This is a genomic window from Aquibacillus sediminis (assembly GCF_005870085.1).
Classification (GTDB): Bacteria; Bacillota; Bacilli; order Bacillales; family Amphibacillaceae; genus Aquibacillus_E; species Aquibacillus_E sediminis.
The window spans coordinates 15,910-36,637 of the sequence record NZ_SZNM01000023.1 but is presented as its reverse complement, the minus strand read 5'-3'; the positions used below and the strand labels follow the sequence as shown (position 1 = coordinate 36,637).

Sequence of the window (20,728 nt, the reverse complement as noted above, 5' to 3'; positions counted from 1 at the left end):
AACGGATGCCCATTAGAATCACGCAAAACTACTCGTAGTTTTCCTTGTCCTGTAGGCCCGAGGTGAGGGAAGTTGCGCTACAGCTTTAGCGCTTCGCGGACATGGCTTACACTGCAATTAGTAATCCACAGCGTCACATTTTTATAATTTCTTAGACATCAAAAAAAATCCCAAGCTGCCTAAGCAACTTGGGACTTTTTCTATTGTTCTATTATTCTCCTGTAACTTCAGCGATTTCTTCTTCAAGTTGATCTAGAATTGCACCGTCTACCTCAGAAAGCTCTTCACGGTAGTAGTCATGAACAGAAAGAGCTTCATCTCTAAATGCTTGACGTTGATCTTCGGTAAGTTCAATTACTTCCATACCTTCTTCTTCTTGCATCAATTCTAGGTATTCTGTATTTTGACGGTCTTGCTCTTCATAGATCCAATCTTGCATTTCTTCTACGGTTTCATCAATGACAGCTTGCACATTTTCATCAAGGCCATTATACCAATCCGTATTAACCGTCGTCATTGCAATATAACTGTTATGTCTTGAAAGTGTTACCGTATCTTGTACTTCTTGGAATGACATATCATAAATATAGAAAATTGGGTTTTCTTGCGCATCAATTGTTCCACGATCTAATGCCGTGTACAATTCACTTTGACTCATAGATTGTGTTGTTGCACCATATGCGCTATATGTCTCTTGCATTAATGGTGTTTCTTGAATTCTCATGTTAAGCCCATCAAAGTCGGATGGTTCTTCAATACCTACGTTACTAGTCCACGCCATGAACCCTTCAGTCCAATAAGCTAGCGGTGAAATTCCATGTTCTTCATATCTTTCGCGAAGATCTGTGTTAAGCGCATCACTTGTGTTTAAAATCTCTTGCGTTTGTTCCCCATCAGCTGGGAATAAGAAATGAAGTGAGAAAAGTTGTCCTTCTGTTACCATGTTTCCAGTGAAACCAGGTGACATAACAGCAAGTTCAACTGCACCTTGTTCTAGTTGGTTTACTTGGTCTACCTCACTACCAAGTTGACCATATTCATATGGTTCAATTGTAATCGCACCATCTGTTTTATCATTAATACGATTAGCGAACTCTTCTGCATATTCATATTGTACTTGGCCATCCACTTCTTCTGTAATCATACGCCAAGTAGCATTTTCAAATTCTGATGCTGCTTCATCACCATTGCCTTCATTTGTATCTTCAGTATTTTCTGTTTCTCCTGTATCATTTTCTGCCCCATTGTCTGCCTCTGTACCTGCATCGTCCCCACATGCTGCTAACAACATACTAAGTGTTAGAACAGTTAGAAACGTGAATAAAAACTTTTTGTTAATAATAACCATTACCCCCTAAAAATTTTTTTATTTTAAAGATTCATATTTCTATTAAAATAAGAATCCTTTAAAACCTAACCTTATTCTGGAATTAACATCAGTGATAATTCCGGGAATAAAATGAGTAACACACCAATGACTAACAACATCACAATATATGGTGGTGTACTCCTAATAACTTCTAAATATGGTTTATTAAACACCGCACTGGCGGTAAAAATATCTACCCCAAATGGTGGTGTTGCTGAACCTAACGCTGCTTGGAATGTAACAATTACACCTAAATGAATTAAATCTATGTCTGCAGCTTGAGCCGCCGGAACAAAAATTGGTGTTAAGATTAAAATAACAACAATTGGATCAACAAACATACAACCAACAAAGAAGAAAATACTAACAATAATCAGCACATAAATCGCACTCGGATCAGTACCTAGCACTGCCTCGGTTATTTGTTGAGGTATTCTTGCGTACCCAATTAGAAATGTAAACACTTGCCCGCCAGCGACTAATATAAAGACAGCTGAGGTTACAAGTCCTGTTGATAGAGCTATCTTCGGCAACTGTTTGATATGAATCGATTTAAAGAAAATAAATTCTAATAAAAACGCATAAAGCACAGAAACGCCTGCAGCTTCTACTGGTGTAAAGATACCTGTGTAAATCCCACCAACTACTAAAACAGGGAAACCTAGAGGCAATAATGCTCTTCTTAATGATATAAATCGTTCTCTCCAAGTAACCTGAGGGGCTAGCGGAATATTCTTAATTTTTGCATAAATGAAATTATATATGGCAAAACTTAGGAAGACCATAATCCCAGGGATAATCCCTGCTATAAATAAGTCCCCTACAGATACACCTGTTCCTGCTGCTAATGCATAAATAATCATCCCGATACTTGGCGGAATTAACAAAGCCACATCACTGGAATTAATAATTAGTGCCATTGCTTTTGAATCTTTATAACCAACCTTTAATAATCGTTCACGCATTGGTCGACCAATCGCTACTACGGTTGCCTGTGTAGAACCTGAAATAGCGCCAAACAACGTACAAGCGGCCGCCGTTGTAATAGCATAACCACCGCGAATATGTCCAACGAATGCACCAATAAAATCTAGTAGTCGATTGGAAGTTTTCCCCGAGGTCATAATGTCTGCCGCAAAAATAAATAGTGGGACAGCAATTAGGACTGGTGATTCAATACCTGTTATAAGTTGATCCATAAGCAGGTCTGGTCCTAAATTAGGGAAAAATATTAGAAGAACAACAATTGGAGCTACTATTAGCGGAACCATCATTGGAAAGTTCAGCAATAGCAAAATAACCATAATGGCAATTAATGTCCCTAACATAATAGATTCCTTTCTATATGGTATCTTTTTTTAAACGCGAATTTCTTCGGCAATCTCACTATTCTCTTTGTCATTGTAATCTTCCGCATCAATGCCTAGATATACTTTATCTTTCACCCGAATATTAATCCACATATTCCGAAGAAATTGTATACCAGCCATAAAAAATCCAAGCGGAATCCAAATAACCATTAAGTATTGCGGTAACTGTAACGATGGCGTAACCGTCCCTCTTTCAAACTCTGAAATCGTATAATTTAATGAAAAATAGGCTAAAACTAACATAACAATGGCTGTTACAAAATGAATCAAAATCATCATTGCTTTTCGAACTTTGAATGAACCAAAGTCATAGAAAGCTGACATACTTATATGTCTACCTTTTCTCGCTGCATAGGCAATTCCCATAAAGGTTGCAATAACAAGCGCAAATTTACTAACTTCAGAATGAAAATAAAAGAATCCAGAATTAAATATTTCTCGTGCAATTACATTGCTAATGGTCATAATCGAAATCACAATAACAGAAAAGCTTAAGATAAATTCTTCCAATCTCATAATTGCTTTATCAAGCATCTGAAATATTTTCAATGATTTGTTTCCTCCTCTTCGGATGAAAAACCTATTATTTCATAACGGATACTCTAATTTTATTAAACAGGTTAAGTTTGTACAAATTTCCTACACAGTTAATATTTAGAAAATTTATTCAAATAACCTCTCCAGTGTAGAATGGAACATCATACTTTAAATATAGGCCTATATACTCTAGATATATAATTTATACTCAAAAATTGCCTCAGATATGCTAAACAGTTCAAACTATTTGTATACCCACAATCAACTGTTATAAAACACATATACAAGGGAATCCCCTACTAATTCGTATCCAATATTTTTGTAAATATGATTGGATGTAGGATTATCTAGATCCGTGTATAAGGAACAAAAATGAAAACCTTGCTCTAATAGTTGCTTGGAAATAGTCGCAACTGCCGCCGTTGCATACCCTTGACGCTTATATTGGTCTGGTGTGTAAACAGCATTAATTGTTGTGCCATTTTTCGTCTTACGCGATTGGTTGACCATCGACACGGCTACGCCATCCACTTTCCATAAATATATGGAACGTTGGGAGATAAACTTTTTCGCCATGGTATTTGCCTCTTCATATAGATGAGGTTCGTTTATCTCTAAGGCAAATTGTTTCAGCCATTGTGTAATGAGCGGTTGATCTTTCGTTGCTGCCTTTTCCAATTGCCCGTTTGCTAACGGCCTATCCTTCACCTTCTTCAATTGATAAATACATTGCCTCATATGTATTTTTTCCTTACAATTGGTCAACTGTTTCCATTTATGAACAAATGGTTGTACCACATGTTGAGGTCCAATTACACCTGGAAACTCAATGCCTTCCTTATATATAAACGAGGCAATCAGTTCCACTGCTTTTGAATCAACACCATCAATATCTGGCAAAATAATATTATGTTTTCCTGTTTGCAAAAAGGCATAGAGAACTTCTCGGTCTTGTTCGACAACACCTAAATATGCGTGTTGCTCAGCGTCACCTGTTGTCATTAATTGATTGATAATACCTAACGGCAGGTTATTACATGCCTCCTTTTTTAATAGCAGTGGTTCCACATGCGTGGCAAACCTCTCGACACTAGTACATAAATAAATGTTCATTTGTCTCGCTCCCTTCTATCATTCTTTGTTACCAAAACTTTAGCCATTCTCTAGTCGTTAGGTTTATAATTAATTTAATACATAATAGAAAAGGAGATTGATCATGTCAAAAAAAGAGATTGAAGACAAAATTAATGAAGTGAAATCAGATTACATTCGCATCCAATCTGACCTAGAAAAATTAGATTCCGTTGGAGGGAACACGGCCAATGCCGAAAAGCAACTAGAACAATTAGAGGAAGAACTTGCAGAATTGAATAAGCAACTGGCTGCGTATAAGTAAGGAATGCCATATGAAGGAGTTTGGGTCACCAAGCTCCTTTTGCCTTATTATATGCTGTATATCAGAAAAAACTCCGACGAAACTTGTTAAAGGGTTAGCTCTTTTTTATCTTACTCGGAGATTTTTTCTGGAAAGGATGTCCATGCAATACGCATTTCTCCCCTTTTGGTTAGATATTGACCTGCCTTCTTTAAGTGGTCATTTATTGCTTTATTTCGCGTCAAAATCTACATTTATCTTGTAAAGCATCCCCCTTTAATTAAGTCCATATTTCGACAATTTATCTAAAAATTCTATAAATATTGACAAAAGGTTGTTTGATTGTTAATATTATTCTGCTTTTTAGCAATTTAGAACGGAGATCACAACATCTATGGAGGTACATTATGAGAAATAAAACAGTCGTTATTGGCTTGATGCTTTTTGCATTATTTTTTGGAGCAGGAAACCTTATTTATCCCCCTATTCTTGGTATGGAAGCAGGTACATCCTATTGGATTGCTATAGCTGGTTTTATTACAACTGGAGTCGGATTACCGATCCTTGCCGTTGTGGCTATATCTTTGACAAAAAACAAATCGGCAGAACTTGGCATGCGCGTTCATCCTATGTTTAGTATTGTATTTTCTTCGGTCATTTACCTGGCAATTGGGCCGTTCTTCGGTAGTCCGCGAGCAGCAAATGTAGGATATGAAATGGGGGTTGAACCATTCTTAGGCGGCTCTGGACTTACACAATCTTTGATCTTACTCATTTTTACTTTGGCTTTTTATGGGCTTGTCTTTTGGTTAAGTTTGAGCCCATTAAAGCTAGTAGATCGGATTGGTCAATGGCTGACTCCGGCACTAGTAATTGCAATTGCGGCACTTAGTATTGGAGCATTTTTCACACTTGATACAACCATTCAGGAACCGGCAGCAAAATATCAAGCAAGTCCCTTTTTCACAGGATTTGTTGAAGGCTATTTAACCATGGATGCGATCGCAGCCTTAGCATTTGGTATTATTGTTGTCACAGCGTTTAGCGAACAGGGGGTACAAGCTAACAAAAAAATTGTCACCTCCACCATTAAAGCTGGTCTTGTTGCAGGTATTGGCTTAACAGTTGTGTATAGTTCGATTGGTTGGATTGGAGCGAAAATGACAGCAAACCAGACATTCGAAAATGGCGGGGCTATTTTGTCGGCCGCAGCTGAACAAAGTTTTGGCCCATTGGGCACGGCAATTTTAGGTATTATTGTTCTACTTGCTTGTTTAACGACTTCGATCGGACTAACGGTAGCTTGTGGTCAATTTTTCTCTAATAAATTCCAACTTCCTTATGTAACAGTTGTGACCGCGATTACACTCGCTAGCCTACTAGTTGCCAACTTAGGATTAAATCAGATAATTGCTATTTCTGTTCCAGTATTAGTTGCCATCTATCCAATTGCGATTGTTCTCATTTTGTTAACATTCCTAAACGCCTCTACCCCGATTTCTAGAGGAGCTATTTTATTAACAGCTTTCATCAGCCTTTTTGATGGGTTAAAAGAGTTTGGTATTACCATTGATTTGGTCCAATCACTGCTTGAAAATCTCCCATTTTTCTCTATTGGAATGGGATGGGTTGTCCCTGCCATAATCGGTGGTATAATTGGTGGAGTGATTCAATTTCTTACCCAGAAAAGCACGGTGAACGTACACTCATAATGTTTATTGCGATCAGTGGAGAATTCCACTGATCGTTCACATAAGAGCCTTAACGGAATGTTGTTTCTAAATAATATCTGTTTTTGTCACAATAAAGATAGAATCCGACGTAGCTCAAAAATAATTACTCATATTCACCGAAAATTTTAAGCCAGATGTGTACAATTATTTCGTTTCCGTCTATATTTGAAGGGAATTTTTTCCTTAATGTGCACGTTTTTTGCGTTTTCGTCTATATTTGAGGGGAAATTCTTTCTTAATGTACACGTTTCTGGAGTTTTCATCTTGATCTACGTCAAAGTTTCTATCACCTATGACAAATTAAAAAAACAAACAACCTTACAAAAAAACTATAACAATGTTCACATCTGTTCACTCATACCGAGCATTTCTTTATACAGCTACAACGATTGCACTATGGTAAATTCCTCGTAAAAGGATGATGTTAATGTTAGACCAAGCACAACAACTACTTAAAAGTTATTATGGTTTTGATTCGTTTCGGCCTGGCCAGCAACAAGTAATCGAACATGTATTAGATGATGCGAACACCCTAGCAATCATGCCTACCGGTGGTGGAAAGTCACTTTGTTATCAAATCCCAGGACTAACAAAAAGCGGGACAGCCATCATTATTTCGCCATTGATTTCATTAATGAAGGATCAAGTCGATGCCCTTGTTTCTCTAGGGATATCAGCAACCTACATCAATAGTTCCCTTTCCACTTCTGAACAACAGGAGAGGTTGGACCAACTCCACCAGGGACACTATTCCTTTGTCTACGTCGCACCAGAACGATTTGAATCTTCTTCCTTTCTTCGCACCATTCAATCCATGAAACTATCATTGATCGCATTTGATGAAGCCCATTGTATTTCCCAATGGGGCCATGATTTTCGTCCAAGCTATCGTTCGATTGTTCAAACCCTATCGACGATCCCTAATTTACCAGTTGTGATGGCTTTAACGGCAACCGCAACCGATCAAGTTATTCAAGATATTCGTAGACTGCTAGCTATCGATGAAGATTTTGTTGTGAATACTGGTTTTGCGAGAGATAACTTGGCATTTCATGTTGTCAAAGGAAGAGATAAACAACGCTTTATTCTAGATTATGCAAGTGATAGAAAACTAGAATCTGGTATCATTTATACCGCAACCCGTAAGCAAGCCGATCAGCTCTATGAATTTCTTCAAGCTAAAGGGTTTACTGTTGGCAACTATCATGCAGGTCTTTCGGAACAACAACGGAAGCAGGCACAAACAGCCTTTATTCAGGACGAATTATCGATTATGGTGGCAACCAATGCATTTGGAATGGGAATTGATAAATCAAACGTCCGCTATGTGATTCATTATGCCTTACCGATGAATATTGAATCCTATTACCAAGAAGCTGGACGTGCTGGTAGGGATGGCGAACCAAGTGAGTGCGTATTGCTCTTCTCTGGACAAGATATCCAATTGCAAAAATTTTTAATTGAACAATCACCAATGGATGAAGCAAACAAAACCAATGAATATAAAAAATTACAAGCGATGATCAACTATTGTCACACCGATCACTGTTTACAAAAACATATCCTGGAATATTTCGATGACTATTCTTTACAAGAAGATTGCGGGAACTGTGGCAATTGCCAACATGATATTGAACGGGAAGACGTCACCAAAGAGGCGCAAATGGTGTTATCCTGTGTCAAACGAATGGGTGAACGCTTTGGTGCCGGCTTAACTGCCAAAGTTTTAAAAGGATCGAAAAGCAAAAAGATTGCCGACTTTGGTTTTGAACGCCTATCTACCTATGGCTTAATGATGAAAACCAAAGAAAAGGACATCACCAATTTTATTCATTTTCTTGTTGCAGAAGGTGTCCTTTCCACTGGAGATGACCGTTTTCCAATCTTAAAACTAACCAAACAGGCCGCAGACGTTCTTAAAGGGGAAAAACAAATCTGGATGCAAGTGAGCCGTATTGATCGTACCGAAGAACTCGACTTCAGTGAAGCATTGTTTGAAGAACTAAGACAACTACGAAAACAATTGGCAGATGATGAACAGGTACCACCTTATGTGATTTTTTCCGATGCATCCTTAAAGGATATGTCCCGGTATTTCCCGACCATCAAAGATGAGATGTTATCCATTAAAGGCGTTGGGGAGAAGAAATATGACAAATATGGCGAGGCTTTTTTAGCTGTGATCGGTGAATGGGTGGATCACCACGATGTGGAGCCCACCAAAATGCCACAACCTGAGGCGCCATCCACCATTAAACATGAAACAACCAGCGATGAGCCAAGTCACATGATTACTTATCATTTATTTCAAGATGGAACCCCTCTCCGGGAAATTGCTTTAAACCGGAACTTAACCGAACAAACGGTAACGAACCATCTTTTCAAAGCTTATAAAGACGGAAACGACCTGCAGTGGGATTTATTCTTTAATGAAGAACAAGAAATGTTGATACTAGAAGCACGAGAAAGCATAGAAGAAAAAAAGCTAAAGCCATTGAAAGATAGCTTGCCTGATGACTTTTCTTATACGATGATTAAAGCCGCATTGGTCAAAAACGAGATACTTTAATGCCCTCACGCTTATGCTTACCTAATTGAAAATGATTCGTCCGTTCGCTTATTTAAGAATGGATGAGTCATTTTTTATTTATGAAACATCATAAACTCGCAGCTGACTGAAACTCCAAGGTACGCAGGTCTTCTCGATTGTTTCAAACTCATCTGGCTGCTTATGAATCTACCATGACAACGCCTCTCCCGATGTCTCAAACTCATCTGGCTAGCGAATCCGCCGCGTGACATTGCTCAAGGATTACCACTCTTAGTAAAAAAAGTTGGAGCTGCATCAACATTTTTAATCCATAACCTTTCTTGACCACTTACCCCTTCCTTGAGCCATACCTCTCCTTTGTTGCGATCTTCATGCTGACGAAACCAAGTAATAGTAGAATCAACAACTTGCGGATCCAGATCAAAATGATTTTTTGGTGGAAAGGTTACTTGTTTTTGTTGTTTCGTTTTGATGTTAATCTCATACAGTTCTGTGAACATAGTTGGGACAGGGCCTTCATCCCACTCCCTGTTCTCTTTGGCACGCGCAACAATCACGTGATCGGGGGAAAACCATTCCAAATCAAGATCGACATACCCTTTAGGTGTGTATTCTTTTTGCTTCTTAGAAGTTGGTATGTCTGCAATTGTGGTCGTTTTGTTCTCAACAAAAAATCTTCCTTCTCCAGAAATATAGGCTAGTTTGTTAGCCGACGGTGCCCATTTTATCCAATCTTGATACCAAAGCATGTTCCCTATTACTTGAAAATCTTCTCCTTCTGACGACAACACACATAAAGTATTACTGTCATTTGACAAAGAAGCTGTCGGAGTGGCTAAAAAGCTAACCCACTTTCCATCAGAGCTCCACTTAAAGTCACTTGCCGAAACGGCAAACAAATCTTGGTCTGTTTGAAGGGTAAACAAGGGCTTCACTTGCTGTTCCGAAAGATTCGCATCAATCGGGACCCGGTAAAGCGGAACTGGCCCCCACCCTGTAGGCCGTAAACTGGCTCGAGAAGAAACAATAAATTCCCTTCCGTTTGGAAACCATTCAAAATCACTTACACCTAACGCAACATTTTCAAAGCCATATGGACGCCCCTCCTCCATTTTTGTAATATTAAGTACCCCGTTCATATTATATGCTAGTTGATTTTTAACTGGGGACCATTTGAAGTTGGTCGTCTCTACACTTACATATGGCTGGTAGTTTTCTTTTTCCTTTGTATCATAAATGAATAAATCCGCTTTTTCTCCTAGCTCATCCCCACTCAGATAAGCAATAAATCGACCATCATAGGACCATTTGGGAGAATAGACATATTTGTCCTCAGTAAGTTGTATTTCTGTCTCACCGTTTTTCACCCACAGCTGGTGATCTCGGGTAAAAGCTGCTGTTAATGAAGAAGTTGCACTAACCATTGTTGTAAATTGAAAACTAAGGAATAGTAATAATACGATGATTCGAAAAACCAATATCATCCCTCCTGCTTTTAGGATGATCGAATCATTGGTCAAACATTCTAATCAGGCAATTTTTGTTCACAACAGTATTGCCATTACAACAGGAAGAATCCGCTTTTGGGCTTGAAATCAGTAAGTTTAGGGGATATATCCGCAACTAACCAGCAACCGTAAACTCAACCCACAAAAAAACAGCAACTCCACATAATTAGAAGTTGCTGTTTGGCTATCTCATTATTTACGCATCAAAATCCAGCGCCCAGCTTCCTTTACGGAATACTGCTTCTGTTTCACCATCAGCAGTGACACCATCAATATCCAAGTCTGCTGAACCAATCATAAAGTCAACGTGAGTCAAACTATCATTGACACCGTGCTCATCAAGCTCCTTATCATTCATGTCAGAGCCGCCTTCCATGTTGGTTGGGTATGCTTTCCCTAACGCAATATGGCAGGACGCATTTTCATCAAACAACGTATTATAGAAAATTAACCCTGATTGTGAAATTGGTGATTCATGTGGTACAAGTGCCAATTCTCCTAAACGTTTTGCCCCTTCATCGGTATCTAACAAGTGTTTCAAGGTATCGTATCCTTGTTCTGCTTCGAAATCCACCACTTTACCGTCTTTGAAAGTTAAGCTAAAGTTATCAATCACATTCCCACCGTAGTTTAATGGTTTTGTACTTGCAACTGTACCGTTTACGCCATATTTATGTGGCATGGTGAACACTTCTTCTGTCGGCATGTTTGGATTAAAGTCTAAGTCGGTGCCAGCAACTTTTGCAGAACCGCCTTTCCAAATGTGTCCTTGTGGTAGTTCAAATTCAATATCGGTACCAGGTGCTTTGAATACTAACTTTTGGAATTTCTTTTTGTTTAAAAATTCGCGTGCTTTACGTAATAACGTATTGTGCTCATCCCAAGCCTTAACAGGATCTTCTTGATCGACACGCACAATCGTGAAAATTTGTTCCCACAAGCTTTCAATCGCATCTTCTTTAGACTTTTCAGGGAAAATCTTTTGTGCCCAATCTCCTGTTGGAATCGAGATAATCGACCATGGAATACGGTCATTCATCGTATACGTTCTAAATTCTTTCATCGCCTCTGCACCAGCTTTGGATGCTTTGGCAACACGTTCTGCATCAATGTCTTTTAGTAAATCAGGGTTGGTAGAACGGATCGATAACAATGCTGCACCATCTTTTGCAAAAGATAATTGTTTATCCACTTGCCATTGCGGAATGTTTGTTAACACTTCTTCTGGTGCATTTTCATATTTTAATAACGTTAGTTCGTCATCGCTCCAATTGACATGAACATTTTTCGCACCTAATTCATATGCTTTTCTTACGACGATTCGTGTAAAGTCAACCCCTTCAATCGATGAATTGACAACAAGCGCTTGACCTTTTTGAAGGTTCACACCTGTGCGCAGCGCTAACTCTGCATATTTTTCTAACATATTTGTTTCAACCATACTTAAACCTCCATCTCTATCTTTCCATAGCATTTCTATTCTTTCACTATTCCATACATTTCTATTTTACCAAAAGACTGCCTATTCTGTCGCTTTTTGTCGTTTTCCAACAACCCACATTAGTTATTGTTTTCTAGCTCTTCAATTAACAGCGATAATTCCGTCCATCGTTCCATCTGTTGCTCGAGTTCTTGTTCCGCTTCCTCTTGTGCTTGATACAGTTGTTGCACTTTCTCAAGGTCACTACCAGCTTCCGCAATTTCTGCTTCGATCGATTCTACCTTTTCCTCAAGTGCTGTGATCCGGTCTTCAATCCCGTTCCATTCCTGTTGTTCACGATAGGATAATTTACGCTTCTTCTTGGCTGGTCTCGCTTGCTTTTCTTTTTTCGCTTTTGGCTCTGCTTGCTTTTCTAGTTGTTTTTGTTGATCCAAATATTCCGTATAATTCCCATAAAAATTGCTTGTTACACCTTGCTGTTCAAACGCAATCAACTGGTCAACGACACGATCTAAAAAGTAACGGTCGTGCGAGACAGTGATTACGACACCTGGAAATTGATCTAAGTAATCTTCCAACACCCCTAATGTTTGCGTATCCAAGTCATTGGTGGGCTCATCTAAAAATAGGACATTCGGTTCTTTCATTAAGACACGTAATAAATACAATCTCCGTCGTTCGCCACCAGATAGTTTACGAATATAGGTCCACTGTTGGGAACGTGGGAATAGAAACCGTTCAAGCATTTGTTCTGCCGTAATCACGTCCCCATCAATTGTATGAACGACTTCGGCCACATCACGTATATATTCGACTACCCGCAAGTTTTCATCCATTTCCGAATGATCTTGGGTATAGTAACCAATTTTTACAGTTGGTCCTATTTCAATCGTACCCTGGTCTGGCGTAGTTTTTTGCGCCATTATATTTAATAGTGTTGTCTTTCCACTACCATTTGGCCCAATAATACCAATTCGATCGCCAGGTTTAATCAAGGCACTAAAATCTTTCAACAAGGTTGCTTTCCCGTAAGATTTACTAATCCCTTCCATTTCAATGACCTTTTTACCTAGTCGGGTCGATCCAACTTGAAAATCCAAATTTTGTTTGGTCGTATCAAACGTAGTCTCTTTCATTTCTTCGACACGTTGTTTGCGTGCTTTTTGTTTAGTCGATCGAGCTTTAGCACCACGCTTTAACCACTCTAATTCACGACGTAAAGTGTTTTTATGTTTTTGTTCATTTTGTAATTCTAGTTCTTCTCGTTCCGCTTTTTTCTCCAAAAATGTTTCGTAATTTCCTTCATATTGGTACAAATTCCCTTTATCAAGTTCATAAATTTGATTGGTAATTCGATTTAGAAAATAACGATCGTGCGTCACCAATATAAGTGCACCTTTATAGTTTGGTAAGTACCCTTCTAACCATTCAATCGTCTGATTATCCAAGTGGTTAGTCGGCTCATCTAAAATAAGTAAATCAGCAGGTTGAATTAGCGCGCTCGCTATTGCAACCCTTTTCTTCTGTCCACCTGACAGGTGTGCTGCTTTTTTATTAAAGTCGGTCACACCGAGCTTAGTTAAGATTGTTTTCGCCGTTGTATTGGCATCCCATGCATCGTGTTCATCCATCTTTTGTTGTGCTTGCAGTAATTTATCTTGTAAACTTACATCTTGCGGACTTTCTTCCAATTGCATTAACACTTGTTCATAGGATCGCATCACTTGCATGATTGTCGAATCCCCATAATAAATTTGTTCTAACACGGTTAAATCATGATCAAGTTCTGGTTCCTGACTTAAATATTCCAACCGAAACTGGTTGGCATGCTTGATTGTTCCCGTTTCTTTGGAATCTAACCCAGCAATCACTTTTAACAAGGTTGATTTCCCTGTCCCATTGACACCGATCAGGCCAATTCGATCCCGCTCGGAAATGGTAAAAGAAACAGACTGAAACAATGTTTTATCTCCGTATGATTTTGATACATTCTCAACAGCTAATAAGCTCATAATTTTTTTCACCTTTCCATCATGCACATGATCCTTTACTTAAATAGTATATCGAATTGTGGTGCGAGTTGAAAACAATAGTTTCCGTTAGTGGTATGTTATTGATTAGAAGAGTGTGGGCAGTGAGCACGGATTCGCGTAATTATTGGTGGGTTGCGCGTAAGTTTTTGGGACTTGCGCGTATCTATTGCCGGGTTGCGCGTAACTTCTCCGGACTTGCGCGTATCTATTGCCGAGTTGCGCGTAAGTTTTCGGGACTTGCGCGTATCTATTGCCGAGTTGCGCGTAAGTTTCCGGGACTTGCGCGTATCTATTGCCGAGTTGCGCGTAAGTTTCCGGGACTTGCGCGTATCTATTGCCGAGTTGCGCGTAAGTTTCCGGGACTTGCGCGTATCTAGCTCAAAGTTGCGCGTAACTGCTCAGGACTTGCGCGTATCTCTCTAATTTAATCATCTAAAAAAGCCACCCCTCCAGTGAGAAGTGGCTTCTTTAGAAACCTATTCGTGATTAGAGCCAAATCGCGACTGTTCATTCCATGGAAAAGCAGTACCAAACGTATTGGCCATTTCTTTTGATTTCTTTCGTCGCCCTTTTCGATAGGCTGCACGATTGGCCGCTTCTTGATGGAGCCATTTTTCCTCTTCGGTCTCGGGATAGACGCCAGGAACTGCCGTTGGTTTGTGATTTTCGTCCAATGCTACCATCGTGATAAATGCAGTTGTACACACTTTGCGTTCTCCTGTTAGCAAGTCTTCTGTAATAGCTTTAACAAAAACCTCCATCGACGTATTGTGCGTCCATGTGACGATCGCTTCAAGACAAATCGAGTCGCCTTCTTTAATCGGATAAAGAAAGTCAACAGAGTCAGTTGAAGCTGTGACAACATTTTTGCGCGCATGTCGCTTGGCGGCAATCGCTGCAATATCATCAATGTATGCCATTAATTTTCCACCAAATAATGTTCCATGATTATTAGTATCTGGTGGTAGTACATTCGAATTTTTTACTGCTAAAGATGCGATACAAGGTTTTGCATCCATATGTAAACAGACCTCCTTTCCCTCCACCTACAAAATTGGTGAAATAAGACGTGAGATCGATTCTTTAAACCGAACCCATTTCGACCGCTTCATATATAGATCCTCTGTTAATTCAGAAGATAATTCAATATCATTGTTAAACGCTTCTGTTAACTCCTGTGCGATCTGTTGATTATATAAGAAAGCATTCACTTCAAAGTTTAATCTAAAACTACGAACGTCAATATTTGCTGTCCCTACCGAAGCAATTTTTCCATCAACAACAATCGTTTTCGCATGGAGAAATCCATTTTGATAAATATAAACCTTGGCACCAGCCTTTAATAACTCACCAATATTCGACAATGTTGCCCAATAAACAAACGGATGATCCGGTTTACTTGGAATCATCATCCGTACGTCAACACCAGATAAGGCAGCAATTTTCAATGCATCACCCAAGCTATCATCAGGGATAAAATAGGGGGTTTGGATATAAACATATTCTTTCGCATTTAAAATCATTTTAATATAACCATTTTTAATTTGTTCCCATTCTGAATCAGGACCACTGGAGACAATTTGAATACCGACGTCTCCTACTGGTTCTGTCGTATAATAACGATTATCATAAAAAATATCATTCCGTGATGCTTGGTTCCAATCCAAAATAAACCGTGTTTGCATGTTTTTAACCGCTTCCCCAATCACTTTCAAATGGGTATCACGCCAATAACCAAACCGTTTATTAAAACCTAAATATTCATCCCCCATATTAAAGCCACCGATATAGCCGATTTTCCCATCAATAATTGCCAATTTTCTGTGATTTCGATGATTAATTTTTAGATTGACCTTGGGAATCAGTGGTGGGAAAAATGCTTCTACCTCTCCACCGGCATCTCTTATTTTACGAATAAACTTTCGACTTAAACGCCGCGACCCCATGTCATCATATAATATTCGAACTTGTACGCCTTCCTTTGCCTTTTGTATTAAAGCATTGGCAATTCGCTCTCCTAGCTGGTCACTTCGAATGATGTAATACAGTAAATGAATATGGTCTTTCGCCTGTTGGATATCAGCAATCAATGCATTAAACTTCTCTTGACCATCTGTAAAAATTTCTACCTGATTGTCTTGGGTGAAAATTGCATCATCATTACGCAAATGGAGATAAAACAAATCTTTATAAGGGAGTAATTGGGCATCCTTAAATTCAAATGTTCCTTCCTCCAAAGCTTTCATCTGCTGGTTAACTGCTTGTTTCACACCTAACCGGCTTTTTGTATCCCAAGTAAATAATTTTTTATTACTTAATCTTCTGCCAAAAATTAAGTACAAAATAAATCCAACAACAGGTATAAATAGCAATACCATTAACCATGCCCAAGTTGCTGAGGCATCTTTTCGTTCTAAAAACACAATCGCCAGGGCCAACAAAATGTTAAAAAATAAAATAAAACCCATAATATACGGTACAAGCACCATTTAGTACGCCCCCAAACGGAGTGAAATATTCTACCCATAATATAGCACAAACAATTGAAAATCAAATCTAATAAGGCTTAGATCCTGTTCCTTTATCTCTATCCGAATTTATTAACGGATAATAGGAACGTATTAGATTAAACTATGCACAGGGAGGTTTGGCTATGAATGACAAGTCTTTCACAACAAGCGGAACAAATATTAATGAAGTAAAAAGAAAAAATGCTCAATCAGGCATGTCTTATAATGAAGCAAAAAATTATATTGCCAAAACAACTGGTGGGCATAACACCCAAGCATTTTCTGATACAGATATTTCAGAAATACGAAACAAATTGAAATAAGGTGATTAAGGAGTGTGGATGATGCCACACTCCTTCGTTTTTCGTGCACATTTATGCACGTTTTTCTTTTCCTGGCTATCTGATCAAAGTGTGTTCAAACAAAACCATTGCTTTTTTGTTTAACAAATCCTACACTGTACTTTATGACTTTAACGTGATGGAGATGTTGACATGGAACAAGAAAATAAAATAGGGATGGGTTATGCTGCCAGTGCATATATCCTATGGGGTTTCCTGCCAATTTATTGGAAATTAATGCAAGGTACTTCAGCTGGCGTCATTTTGTCCCATCGAATTGTCTGGTCGTTCGTATTTATGATTGCCCTTCTGTTATTTATGCGAAAATGGCACGGATTTATACAAGAATGCAAAATCATTGTTCGAGATAAACGTAAATTGATCGGCATTACTGTCGCTTCATTAGTAATCAGTATGAACTGGCTCTTATTTATTTGGGCAGTAAATAGCGATCATGTCATCCAAGCAAGCCTTGGTTATTATATTAATCCGTTAATTAGCATTCTGCTCGGAATACTTGTGTTAAAAGAAAGGTTAACCAAATGGCAAATCACTTCCTTTTTATTAGCTGCTATTGGCGTAACTTATCTGACGGTAGACTTCGGAATTTTTCCGTGGGTATCGATTCTTTTAGCACTAACATTTGGGGTCTATGGATTATTGAAAAAAACGGTTGATATTAGCCCCATGTTCGGTTTAACAATTGAAACAATGATTGTCACACCGATTGCGGTAATTTATTTAATAAACCATCAGATTAATGCAGGGACATTACCTAACGTATTTCAGTTAGATGCACTTATTTTATTCGGTGCTGGTGTTGCTACAGCTGTACCACTCTTACTGTTTGCCAGTGGCGCCAAACGCATTTCACTTTCTATGGTCGGTTTTTTACAATACATCGCCCCAACATTAATGCTAATTGTCGGTGTTTTTCTTTACCATGAGGCATTTACACAAGGACACTTCGTTGCTTTTATTTGCATTTGGACGGCACTAGCGATCTACACGCTTTCTAAAACAACCTGGTTCCAAAAGCTAACAAGTAAAAAATCTGCTATTAACCATGCCTATGTAGCCGAACCAATTGGTGACGAAAAGCAAAAGAATGTTAACTAAAATTCCGGGATAGTTAAAGATTTAGGGTATGTTTAGGAACGAATCGTCACCGATTGGAGCTCTCACACCAAATTCAAGGCACAAATTCACCCGAAACAGGCATACAAATACGACGAAGGGCAAAGGAATACTCTCCATGTCCTTCGTCTTTCTTTTAACATATTATTATTCAATCTCAAGTTGACCATCTGTCTTCGGCTGTTTTGGTCCTTTTATTTCTAATACACCATTGTGAAAGCGGGCCTTCGTTTTTTGTTTATCTATCACATATGGAAGTTGTACGGATCGTTCGGCACGTTGGATTTTGCGCTCTCTGCGGTAATAGGCATTTTTTTCATCTTCTGTTTTCATCTCTTGCTCATTACTAATTTGGATGGTCACGCGATCTCCGATGATATTAACATGAATATCTTCTTTATTAATCCCTGGTAAATCTGCTTTCACCACCCATTCCTTATCCGTTTCATATACATCCACTGGTAGTTTTCCCATTGCATTATTTTGTTGAAAAAACGTATCAATTGAATCCAAGATATTTTGTGATGGTGTACTGTAAAACAACTCATCCATCTTTTTTAGTAGATCATGGCCGAAGTCACCAAAATCTTTGGATGGATAATTCGAACCTTTGCCCATGTCTCACCCTCCTCTTAGCTTTTTTACTACATTGTATGTAGTGGGATACCTTGAGGGTATGGGCAAATGCATATTTTAAGGTTGTTTTCAGAATTGTTGTTTGATCGAAATCATGCAAACCTTAATCAGAATACCTTATCTTTTGTGTCAATTATTAGAATATTTTTAATTTAACGTTGACTTATCAGAATGGTTAATCTATAATCCGTATTAAGTTTAAATATTTGGACATCTCTTATCATGAGTGGCAGAGGGAATAGGCCCAGTGAAGCCCGGCAACCATCAAGAACACTTGAAAAGGTGCCAAATCCTACAGGTAATCTAACCTGGTAGATAAGAGGAGGAATGTACATTTACACCTCTTCTTTAGAAGTAGGTGTTTTTTTATTTAATAAAAATTGCGTAGGAGGATGGAACATGACCAATTCTTTTGATTTCCAAGGAGACGAAACCTTATTACTACACGGAGGACAATCTCCAGATCCAGCCACAGGCTCACGCGCTGTACCTATCTATCAAACAACTTCTTATGTTTTCCGCGACACAGAACATGCCCAAAACCTTTTTGGCCTCGCCGAACCTGGTAACATTTATTCTCGTATAATGAACCCAACCATTGATGCCTTCGAACAACGAATGGCCTTACTTGAAGATGGTGTTGCTGCAGTCGCAACCGCTTCTGGGATGTCTGCTATCACATTGTCGATCTTGAACCTTGCAGGGTCCGGCGATGAAATTGTGACAGACAGCAACCTTTATGGCGGTACGTATAATCTTTTCGCGAACACACTTCCTAAATACGGAATCGATGTGACGTTTGTAGATGGCACAGATCCAGAAAACTTCCGCCAAGCCATAACACCGAAAACGAAAGCAATCTTTGGAGAAACCATCACCAACCCTAGTCTTAACGTTTTAGACGTAGAAGCTGTTGCAGATGTTGCGCACGAAAATAACATCCCTCTTATTATTGATAATACGTTTGCTAGCCCTTATGGCGCAAAGCCAATCACATGGGGAGCTGACATTGTTGTCCACTCCGCAACCAAATGGATTGGTGGACATGGTACATCCGTTGGCGGCGTCATGATTGACGGTGGACGTTTTGATTGGAACAATGACAAGTTTCCTGGATTTACAGAGCCAGACCCAAGCTACGATGGTTTAAAGTATATTGATGTAGGGGCTGCAGCGTTTGCTACCAAATTCCGTGTCCAACTTTTACGTGACATCGGTGCATGTCTTAGCCCACAAAACGCTTTTTACTTTCTTCAAGGCTTAGAAACATTGAATTTACGCATAAAACAACATAGCGAAAATACAAAAAAAGTGGCGAGCTTTTTAGCTAATCACCCTGCCGTTGAGTGGGTCTCTTATCCTGGACTTGAGGAACATCCATCCCACGAGCTTGCAAAAAAGTACTTAAACGATACGTTTGGTTCGATCATTGTTTTTGGTATAAAAGGTGGCCGTGAAGCAGGTCGACAAGTGATTGACAACATTCAATTATGGTCACATGTCGCAAACGTTGGTGATGCAAAATCATTAATCATTCACCCAGCTTCCACCACACACCAACAATTAAGCAGTGAGGACTTAGAGAAAAGTGGGGTAACCGAGGAATTAATTCGTTTGTCTGTCGGGCTTGAGACAGCAGAAGACATTATCAAAGACTTAGACCAAGCAATTGCAAAAGCTACAGACACCGAACCGACGATTGTTCCATCTACAGAAGAAGCGATTGAATGGGCACTTCGCTCACCATTTGCTAGAGAAGATGGGGCGATTAGGCAAAAAACGATTGCGGTAGTTGGTTTAGCAAGTAACCCTAGCGATCCAAATTATCAAGCCATTCAAAAACTACAACGAGCTGGCTTTAACATCGCTGTGGTTGATGACCAACAGGAAGAAATCTTAAGCAAACCGACTTACCCATCGATTGACGCTGTTCCTACTACCATTGATATTTGTTATGTGCTAGATGTGGATGCCATTACGCAAGTCACTGCTAGCAACGCTGCAATTTTATGGCTGCACAATGCGAATACGTCTATCAAACAGCAAGCAGTAGCGAATGGAAAAATTGTTGTCGAAAATCGCTGTCCTTACAAAGAATTCGACCGGTTACGCAGAAAGGAAAGTAAGCAACCAGTTAGCATTTAAACATAATATAAATCCTCATCCACAAACTAGTGGATGAGGATT

16 protein-coding genes and 1 riboswitch are annotated in these 20,728 nt (G+C 39.0%); of the genes, 6 read left to right on the top strand and 10 right to left on the bottom strand.

The genetic code is table 11. From position 1 onward, the window contains the following. Positions 1-211: 211 nt before the first annotated feature. From dctP to FCI53_RS16980, 4 genes are all read right to left on the bottom strand, one after another. Positions 212-1,348: a TRAP transporter substrate-binding protein DctP gene (dctP, locus tag FCI53_RS16995; RefSeq protein ID WP_138420242.1), complete on the bottom strand. Its 1,137-nt coding sequence runs from the start codon at positions 1,346-1,348 to the stop codon at positions 212-214. A gap of 71 nt (positions 1,349-1,419) precedes the next feature. Beyond that, positions 1,420-2,697, bottom strand: a complete 1,278-nt coding sequence (locus tag FCI53_RS16990) for a TRAP transporter large permease (RefSeq protein WP_138420241.1) — start codon at positions 2,695-2,697, stop codon at positions 1,420-1,422. Between the two features lie 30 nt (positions 2,698-2,727). Then, positions 2,728-3,288 (bottom strand): TRAP transporter small permease, encoded by a 561-nt coding sequence (locus FCI53_RS16985; protein WP_138420240.1) that lies wholly within the window; start codon positions 3,286-3,288, stop codon positions 2,728-2,730. A gap of 249 nt (positions 3,289-3,537) precedes the next feature. Beyond that, positions 3,538-4,389 (bottom strand): GNAT family N-acetyltransferase, encoded by an 852-nt coding sequence (locus FCI53_RS16980; RefSeq protein ID WP_138420239.1) that lies wholly within the window; start codon positions 4,387-4,389, stop codon positions 3,538-3,540. A gap of 103 nt (positions 4,390-4,492) precedes the next feature. Here FCI53_RS16980 and FCI53_RS16975 point away from each other — a divergent pair, with 103 nt between their 5' ends. The 3 genes from FCI53_RS16975 to recQ all read left to right on the top strand — a co-directional run bounded on the left by FCI53_RS16975 (position 4,493) and on the right by recQ (position 8,953). Further along, on the top strand, positions 4,493-4,672 hold the full coding sequence (locus FCI53_RS16975) for an SE1832 family protein (RefSeq protein WP_138420238.1): 180 nt from the start codon (positions 4,493-4,495) through the stop codon (positions 4,670-4,672). A 386-nt stretch (positions 4,673-5,058) separates the two neighbouring features. After that, complete coding sequence (gene brnQ / locus FCI53_RS16970; RefSeq protein ID WP_138420237.1) at positions 5,059-6,363, top strand: branched-chain amino acid transport system II carrier protein; 1,305 nt, start codon at positions 5,059-5,061, stop codon at positions 6,361-6,363. Positions 6,364-6,811: 448 nt separating this feature from the next. Beyond that, positions 6,812-8,953: a DNA helicase RecQ gene (gene recQ, locus FCI53_RS16965; RefSeq protein WP_138420236.1), complete on the top strand. Its 2,142-nt coding sequence runs from the start codon at positions 6,812-6,814 to the stop codon at positions 8,951-8,953. 236 nt (positions 8,954-9,189) lie between these two features. On the opposite strand, the gene FCI53_RS16960 is transcribed toward recQ, so the two are convergent. The 5 genes from FCI53_RS16960 to cls all read right to left on the bottom strand — a co-directional run bounded on the left by FCI53_RS16960 (position 9,190) and on the right by cls (position 16,406). Next, a complete protein-coding gene (locus FCI53_RS16960) occupies positions 9,190-10,419 on the bottom strand; it encodes a TolB family protein (protein ID WP_425457193.1) in 1,230 nt (409 codons plus the stop codon). Between the two features lie 220 nt (positions 10,420-10,639). Next, positions 10,640-11,884, bottom strand: a complete 1,245-nt coding sequence (locus tag FCI53_RS16955) for an aminopeptidase (protein WP_138420234.1) — start codon at positions 11,882-11,884, stop codon at positions 10,640-10,642. 119 nt (positions 11,885-12,003) lie between these two features. Next, positions 12,004-13,896, bottom strand: coding sequence for an ABC-F family ATP-binding cassette domain-containing protein (locus tag FCI53_RS16950; protein ID WP_138420233.1), 1,893 nt, complete (start codon positions 13,894-13,896; stop codon positions 12,004-12,006). Between the two features lie 497 nt (positions 13,897-14,393). After that, positions 14,394-14,936, bottom strand: a complete 543-nt coding sequence (locus FCI53_RS16945) for an acyl-CoA thioesterase (RefSeq protein WP_138420232.1) — start codon at positions 14,934-14,936, stop codon at positions 14,394-14,396. A gap of 27 nt (positions 14,937-14,963) precedes the next feature. Continuing rightward, positions 14,964-16,406, bottom strand: a complete 1,443-nt coding sequence (gene cls / locus FCI53_RS16940; protein ID WP_138420231.1) for a cardiolipin synthase — start codon at positions 16,404-16,406, stop codon at positions 14,964-14,966. 164 nt (positions 16,407-16,570) lie between these two features. Between cls and FCI53_RS16935 the strand changes: the two genes are divergently transcribed. Next, on the top strand, positions 16,571-16,750 hold the full coding sequence (locus tag FCI53_RS16935; RefSeq protein WP_138420230.1) for a gamma-type small acid-soluble spore protein: 180 nt from the start codon (positions 16,571-16,573) through the stop codon (positions 16,748-16,750). Between the two features lie 171 nt (positions 16,751-16,921). Next, positions 16,922-17,887 (top strand): EamA family transporter RarD, encoded by a 966-nt coding sequence (gene rarD, locus FCI53_RS16930; protein WP_138420229.1) that lies wholly within the window; start codon positions 16,922-16,924, stop codon positions 17,885-17,887. Between the two features lie 165 nt (positions 17,888-18,052). On the opposite strand, the gene FCI53_RS16925 is transcribed toward rarD, so the two are convergent. After that, on the bottom strand, positions 18,053-18,523 hold the full coding sequence (locus FCI53_RS16925) for an Hsp20/alpha crystallin family protein (protein WP_138420228.1): 471 nt from the start codon (positions 18,521-18,523) through the stop codon (positions 18,053-18,055). A 232-nt stretch (positions 18,524-18,755) separates the two neighbouring features. Then, a riboswitch (SAM riboswitch) is annotated at positions 18,756-18,863 on the top strand. A gap of 77 nt (positions 18,864-18,940) precedes the next feature. Between FCI53_RS16925 and FCI53_RS16920 the strand changes: the two genes are divergently transcribed. Next, positions 18,941-20,686 carry a PLP-dependent aspartate aminotransferase family protein gene (locus tag FCI53_RS16920; RefSeq protein ID WP_138420227.1) on the top strand — a complete coding sequence of 582 codons (1,746 nt, stop codon included), beginning with the start codon at positions 18,941-18,943 and terminating at the stop codon, positions 20,684-20,686. Positions 20,687-20,728 lie beyond the last annotated feature (42 nt).